The following is a 6,807-nucleotide window of genomic DNA, read 5'->3' on the forward strand; positions in this document are numbered from 1 at the left end:
GCTCGCCGCCGAGCTGCGCGACGCGCTCGCCCTCACCGGCTGCGCCGACCCGGCCGAGGCCCGGCACCTGCATACCATGACGGGAAGCTGACCGCGAACCGGTGGACCCGGGAGGTCCCGCGCTCAGTCGCGGTGGGGACCCGGGATCTCGCCGGAGCCGCGGGGGATCAGCCGGGTCGCCACCCGGTGGGTGGTGGGTCGCCACTGCTCCCCGTCCAGCCGTCGGAAGATCAGCGACGCCGCGACCCGGCCCATCTCGGACGGGTCCTGCGCGATCACCGTGACCGCCGGCTGGAGCAGGTCGGCGAGGGGGAAGTCGTCGAACCCGACCAGGGCGACCTCGTGCTGCCGGCCGAGCTGCTGCAGGGCCCGGATCGCGCCGATGGTGACCAGGTTCTGCGAGGTGAACAGGGCGGTCGGCGGGGAGTCGGCGGACAACAACCGGCGTACCGCCTGCTCGGACTCCTGCTCGGTGTGCAGGTCGTGGACGACGGGCACCGCCGACGGCCGAATGCCGTGGTCGCTGAGCGCTTCCTTGAAGCCCTGGAACCGTTGCCGGGCGGTCGGGATGGTCCGCAGATCGCCGAGGTAGGCGATGTCGCGGTGCCCGTGCCGGACGAGGTGGTGAACGGCGGCCGCGGCGCCCTCATGGTTGTCGGCGAGGACGGCGTCCACCGGCAGCCCGACCGGCGGCCGGTCGACGAACACCACGGGCGTACCGACATTGACCTCGTTGGCCAGGTAGCTCTGGTTGTCACTGGCCGGGACGACGACCAGCGCGTCGGCCTGGCGCATGGTGAAGGCGCGGATCAGGTCGCGTTCCCGTTCCGGATTCTCGTCCACGCTCCCGGCGAAGATGAGCACCCCCCGGTCCCGCGCGGCGTCCTCCAGCGCCCGGTGCAGGGCGGCCGAGAAGGGGTTGGCCAGGTCCTCCAGGACGGCGGCGATGGCCGCGCTGCGGCCGCTGGACCGGCGCAGGCTGCTCGCGGTGAAGTTGGGCCGGTAGTCCAGTTGGGCGATCGCCCGCTGCACCGCGGCGGTCTTCGGGGCCGACACGCCCGCCTCGCCGTTGACCACCCGGGAGACGGTCTTCGGGCTCACGCCGGCGAGCAGTGCGACGTCCCGGAGCGTGGCCCGGGCCCGGGCGCTGGTCGACGTAGCGGAGGCGGCAGCGTGCATGGGCGCTCCTACCGGACGGGGGTGTTGCGGTGGCGGTCGGGGCCACGGCGCACGCCGTGGCCCCCGAACCGATGATCGTCTGTCAGGTTATCGCCACACCGAGCGCAGCGGCCGGACGGTGAGCGACCGCACCAGCACGTCACCGCCCTCGGCGAAGAGGCGGGTCTGGTCGCTGCCGAGCGCCGGGAAGATCTGGTCGGTGATGGTGGTCTGTCCCGCCCCGCCGAAGACCTCGACCGAGGAGCGGTCCACGTAGATGGTCATCCGCACCCGGTTCCCGTCCACTGACAGCTCGACCACCGTGCGGCCGGTGCCGTCGTCGAGGTGGCCGCCGGCGCCGACGAGCAGGCTCAGGTGGTTGCGGTCGATCGTGAAGCCGGGTGAGGTCAGCGTGCCGGTGGTCGAGTCGGCCTCGAAGAACGTGGTGAGCAGCTTGTCGCCGACGTGGCCGCGTTCCCACCGGGCCGGCCCCACCACCGGCGCTCGGTTGGGCAGTCCGCCGGTCGCCGTCCAGCCGGCCTGCTCGTACGTCTGTCCGTCGGGCAGCTCGAAGTCGATCACCGGCTCGGCGCCGGCCGGTACGAAGTCGGTGGTCGTGCCGGGCAGGTGGGGTGCGCGCCGCCACCGACGATCAGGTTGACGTAGTCCTGGTCGAGGGTGAAGTCGGCGGAGACCATCGGCTCCGGGCGCCGCCGCCACCAGGGTAGCGGCCGGGCAGGCGCCGAGCCGTCGACGGATCCTCATCCACGTCCTCCGTCCATCGGGGACGCCCGCCATCCGGCCCGCGTCGGGCGTCCCAGTGGGGCGAATCCTGAGCCGTCGCTGACATCGATGTCAAGAGTTACCGACGAGTTACGCCTCGGTTGCGGAAAACCTTTGATGGAGGCATTGACAGGAGTCCGAACTCGCCCCGAAACTGCGCTGACATCGTTGTCGTATCCGCACCGCCGGTCCGACCGGAGTGTCTTTGAGGGAGAAAACATGATCCAGCGCATCGGCCGCCGCCGTGCCGCCATGCTGATCGCCGCCGCCGCGGCGGGCAGCCTGGTGCTCAGCGGATGCGGCGACAGCTCCGGCGACAGTGCCTCCGGAGGCGGTGGCAAGACCGTCGCGGTATCGCTGATCACCAAGAACTCCACCAACCCGTTCTTCGTCGCGATGCAGAACGGTGCCAAGAAGGCCGCCGAGGCCGAGGGCGTGAAGCTGACCGTGGCCGCCGGCAAGGAGGACGGCGACGAGGCCGGCCAGGTGCAGGCGATCGAGGACGCCATCGCCCGTGGCGACGCCGGCATCCTGATCACCCCGAACGGCCCCGGCGTCAACCCGGCGATCAAGAAGGCGCGGGACGCCGGACTCTACGTCATCGCGCTGGACACCCCACCCGACCCGGCGGACACCGTCGACATCACCTTCGCCACCGACAACTTCAAGGCCGGTGAGCTGATCGGCAAGTGGACGGCGGCCCAGCTCGCCGGCAAGCCGGCGACCATCGCGATGCTCGACCTCTTCAACGACAAAATCGTCTCCGTCGACTACAACCGGGACCAGGGCTTCCTGACCGGCATGGGGATCGACACCGCCGACAAGAAGAAGAACGGCGACGAGGCGAAGACCGGCAGCTACTCCGGCGGCACGTACACGATCGCCTGCAACGAGCCGACCAACGGCGCCGAGGACGGCGGCCGCACGGCGATGGAGAACTGCCTGACCAAGAACCCCGGCATCAACGTGATCTACACGATCAACGAGCCGGCCGCCGTCGGCGCGCACAAGGCCCTGCAGGCGGCCGGCAAGACCCAGGCCGTCCTGGTCGTCTCCGTCGACGGCGGGTGCGACGGCGTACGGCAGGTCAAGGACGGCGTCATCGGAGCCACCTCCCAGCAGTACCCGCTGAAGATGGCCGAGCTGGGTGTGCAGGCGATCAAGAAGATCGCGACCGGCGGGGAGAAGCCGAAGGTCTCCGACGGCCTGGACTTCTTCGACACCGGCGTCAGCCTGGTCACCGAGAAGGCGGCCACCGGCGTCGAGAGCATCACCAGCGCCGACGGGGCCGAGCGCTGCTGGGGCTGAACCACCTCCGCCTCGGTCGAGGGCGCGGGGCATCCTCCGCTCCGCGCCCTCGACCGGGCAGTTCGTCCGCCACCGCCCGACACCGGCAGGGAGCCCGCCGTGACCATCACGACCCCACCGACCACCGCCGCGCAGCAGTTCGCCCTGCGCCGGCACACACCGCTGCAACGCGTCCAGCACCTGCTGCACGCGCACCCCGCGATCAGCCCGTTCCTCGTACTGGTCATCGCCTTTGCCGTGTTCTCCACCCTCAACCCGCGCTTCGCGTCGCCCAACTCGCTGTCCCTTGTGCTGCAGCAGGTGGCGGTCATCGGCGCGTTGGCGGTGGGGCAGACGCTGATCATCCTCACCGCCGGCATCGACCTGTCGGTCGGCGCCATCGTCATCCTGGCTATGATGCTCTCGGCCAAGCTCGCCGAGGAGCAGGGGCTCCCCGCTGGCCTCGCCATCGTGCTGGCCATCGCGGTCGGCGCCGCCGCGGGCGCGGTCAACGGGGCGCTCGTCACCCGGCTCAAGCTGCCGCCCTTCATCGTCACCCTCGGTACGCTCAGCGTCTTCACCGCCGTCGGCCTGCTCTACTCCGAGGGCCAGAGCGTCCAGGCCACCGACCTTCCGCCGGTGCTGAGCTGGACGGGCGAGTCGTTCCCGGTGGGCCGGTTCCGGATCACCGTGGGGGTGCTCGCGGTGGTCCTGCTCTACCTCGCGGTGGGCTTCGCCCTGGCCAAGACCGCCTGGGGTCGGCACGTCTACGCGGTGGGGGACGACAAGGAGGCGTCGCGGCTGGCCGGCATCCGGGTCGACCGGGTCCTGCTCAGCGTGTACGTCGTTGCCGGCGCCATCTACGGGATCACCGCCTGGATCCTGATCGGACGGGCCGGTGCGGCCAGCCCGAACGCCATTACCGACGCCAACCTGGAAAGCATCACCGCCGTGGTGATCGGTGGCACCAGCCTCTTCGGAGGCCGCGGTGCGGTGCTCGGCACCCTGCTCGGCGCGCTGATCGTCGGCTTTTTCCGCAGCGGGCTGTCCCTGGCGGGGGTCGACGACCAGTACCGCGTACTCGCCGTCGGCCTGCTGGTGATCCTCGCCGTGGCCATGGACCAGTGGATCAGAAAGGTGAGGTCATGACCGCCACCACCACGCACACCCCCGGCAGCCGGCCCGGCGAGGCCGACAGCGGCCAGCGCTCACCGGTGCTGTCGGCCCGCGGCCTGGTCAAGACGTTCGGCAAGGTCGTCGGCCTCGACGGGGTGGATCTCGACCTGTACCCGGGCGAGGTGCTCGCCGTCATCGGTGACAACGGCGCCGGCAAGTCCACGCTGATCAAGTGCCTGACTGGAGCGCTGATCCCCGATGCCGGGGAGCTGTTCCTGGAGGGGAAGCCGGCGCAGTTCAAGCGGCCGCAGGACGCCCGGGAGGCCGGTATCGAGACCGTCTACCAGACGCTCGCCGTCGCGCCCGCGCTCGACATCGCCAGCAACCTCTTCCTCGGCCGGGAGAAGCGCCGCCCGGGCCTGCTCGGCTCGGTGTTCCGGATGCTCGACCAGAAGGGCATGCGGCGGGAGGCCGGCCAGGCCCTCGCCGACCTCGGCATCGGCACCCTGCAGAACGTCGCGCAGGCGGTCGAGACGCTCTCCGGCGGCCAGCGGCAGGCCGTCTCGGTGGCCCGGGCGGCGGCCTTCGGCAGCAAGGTGATCGTGCTCGACGAGCCGACCGCCGCGCTCGGCGTCAATGAGTCCAACCAGGTGCTCCGGATGATCGAGGAGGTCCGGTCGCGGGGCCTGCCGGTGATCCTGATCAGTCACAACATGCCGCAGGTGTTCGAGGTCGCGGACCGGATCCACATCCAGCGGCTGGGCCGCTGCGCCGGGGTGGTGACGCCCCGCTCGCACACCATGCCGGAGGCCGTGGCGATCATGACCGGCGCCACCACCCTCGACGAGACCCCCGGCCGGACGACGGACTGAACCGCCACCCGCCGGGGCCTGCCGCGCCCCGGGAAAGGAAGACTGTGATCACGGTTGTCGGCGAGTGCCTGGTGGATCTCATCGAGGATCCGTCGGGTGAGGTGATCGCCCATCCCGGGGGCAGCCCGGCGAACGTCGCCGTGGCGCTTGCCCGGCTCGGTCAGCCCACCACCCTGCTGACCCAGCTCGGCGACGACGCGCACGGGCGGCTGCTTTGCGCCCACCTGGCCGGCAGCGGCGTACGGCTGGACGCCGCGTCGGTGCCGGATCTGGCGGGCACCAGCGTGGCCCGTACCCGGGTCGGCGCGGACGGACAGGCCCGGTACGACTTCAGCATCGTCTGGCGGTCCTTTCCGGAGCTGTCCGCCGTCGGCCTCGGGAGCCGGTGCCTGCACACCGGTTCGCTGGCCACGGTCCTCGGGCCGGGCGCCGACGACGTGCTGGCGCTGGTCCGCGACCGCCGGGCCACCACGATAATTAGCTACGACCCGAACTGCCGGCCCTCCCTGATGGGCGACCGGACCACCGTCCTGCAGCGGGTCGAGGAGCTGGTGGCGGCGAGCGACGTGGTCAAGGTGAGCCTGGAGGACCTCGCCTGGCTCCACCCGGGCCGGGAGCACGGGCAGGTGGGACGGGAGTGGCTGGACCGCGGTGCCACCCTCGTGGTGGTCACCCGGGGCGACGGCGGCGCGTGGGCGGTCACCCGGCGCGGTGCGGTGCAGGTGGACGCCCGCCCCGTGCAGGTGGTGGACACCGTCGGGGCCGGTGACGCCTTCACCGCCGGGCTGCTGGCCGCGCTCGATCAGCGGGACCTGCTCGATGCCGCGCGACGGGCGGTGCTCCGGGACGTCGGCCCGGACACCCTCGCCGCCGTACTCGCCGAGGCTGCCCACGTCGCCGCCGTGACCTGCGGCCGACGGGGAGCCGACCCGCCCACCCGGGCCGAACTGGCCGCCGACCAGCCCGCCGTGACCGCGTGACGCCGCACGATTCCGGCGTCGTGCGGCGGTCGGTCACAATGGACGAATGGTTGCTTGGGAGTACGCCCTGCTGGTCCGCCGGTACCAGGGACAGGGCCGCAATTTCCACGTGTCGTTCGTCTGGTACGGCCCGGACGGGTCCCGGCGGGACATCACGGCGTACGGCGACACCGCGATCGCGCACCTCAACCGGGCCGGCCGGGAGGGCTGGGAGCTGGTCTCCGCCGCCGAGGACGTGAACAACGTGCAGGGCAGCACCGAGGTGCACCGGTACCACCTCAAGCGCCCGCTCGCCTGACCGACTAGGTTTTCCTCCCACCGGCGGCGTCCCCGCCGGCCCAGGCAGGGAGGAGCGGCCGTGGCCCGGTACGTCGTCGGCGTGGACTTCGGCACGCTCTCCGGCCGGGCCGTGGTGGTCGACGTGGCCGACGGCGCCGAGCGGGGCAGCGCGGTCCACGCCTACCGGCACGGGGTGATCACCGAGCGGCTGCCGAGCCGGCGCTGCCGCCACCGCGACGATCAGGTCGTCCGGGGCGTGGAAGGTGACCAGCTGGCCCAGGGCGGCCCGGGCCAGGTCGAGCACCGGCTCCCGGTCGCCACGCAGCACGATC

At 71.8% G+C, this 6,807-nt stretch carries 8 protein-coding genes; 6 read left to right on the forward strand and 2 right to left on the reverse strand.

The window, feature by feature from the left end; translation table 11 throughout:
• Positions 1-123: 123 nt before the first annotated feature.
• Together DKL51_RS26435 and DKL51_RS26440 are read right to left on the reverse strand one after the other, a co-directional pair.
• Complete coding sequence (locus DKL51_RS26435; protein WP_109944390.1) at positions 124-1,179, reverse strand: LacI family DNA-binding transcriptional regulator; 1,056 nt, start codon at positions 1,177-1,179, stop codon at positions 124-126.
• Between the two features lie 87 nt (positions 1,180-1,266).
• Positions 1,267-1,923: a glycoside hydrolase family 32 C-terminal domain-containing protein gene (locus DKL51_RS26440; protein WP_165823089.1), complete on the reverse strand. Its 657-nt coding sequence runs from the start codon at positions 1,921-1,923 to the stop codon at positions 1,267-1,269.
• A gap of 237 nt (positions 1,924-2,160) precedes the next feature.
• Between DKL51_RS26440 and DKL51_RS26445 the strand changes: the two genes are divergently transcribed.
• From DKL51_RS26445 to DKL51_RS26470, 6 genes are all read left to right on the forward strand, one after another.
• Positions 2,161-3,249, forward strand: a complete 1,089-nt coding sequence (locus tag DKL51_RS26445) for a substrate-binding domain-containing protein (protein WP_109944388.1) — start codon at positions 2,161-2,163, stop codon at positions 3,247-3,249.
• Between the two features lie 99 nt (positions 3,250-3,348).
• A complete protein-coding gene (locus DKL51_RS26450; RefSeq protein WP_109944387.1) occupies positions 3,349-4,377 on the forward strand; it encodes an ABC transporter permease in 1,029 nt (342 codons plus the stop codon).
• Complete coding sequence (locus DKL51_RS26455) at positions 4,374-5,216, forward strand: ATP-binding cassette domain-containing protein (protein ID WP_207783814.1); 843 nt, start codon at positions 4,374-4,376, stop codon at positions 5,214-5,216. Before DKL51_RS26450 ends, DKL51_RS26455 begins: the two co-directional genes overlap by 4 nt.
• A gap of 44 nt (positions 5,217-5,260) precedes the next feature.
• On the forward strand, positions 5,261-6,196 hold the full coding sequence (locus DKL51_RS26460; protein WP_109944386.1) for a carbohydrate kinase family protein: 936 nt from the start codon (positions 5,261-5,263) through the stop codon (positions 6,194-6,196).
• Positions 6,197-6,242: 46 nt separating this feature from the next.
• Positions 6,243-6,494: a hypothetical protein gene (locus DKL51_RS26465; protein WP_109944385.1), complete on the forward strand. Its 252-nt coding sequence runs from the start codon at positions 6,243-6,245 to the stop codon at positions 6,492-6,494.
• A 60-nt stretch (positions 6,495-6,554) separates the two neighbouring features.
• Positions 6,555-6,807, forward strand: a 253-nt coding sequence (locus DKL51_RS26470) for a hypothetical protein (RefSeq protein WP_221623243.1), incomplete at its 3' end; no start/stop codon positions are given.

It is taken from the genome of Micromonospora globispora, from assembly GCF_003857015.1.
Classification (GTDB): Bacteria; Actinomycetota; Actinomycetes; order Mycobacteriales; family Micromonosporaceae; genus Micromonospora; species Micromonospora globispora.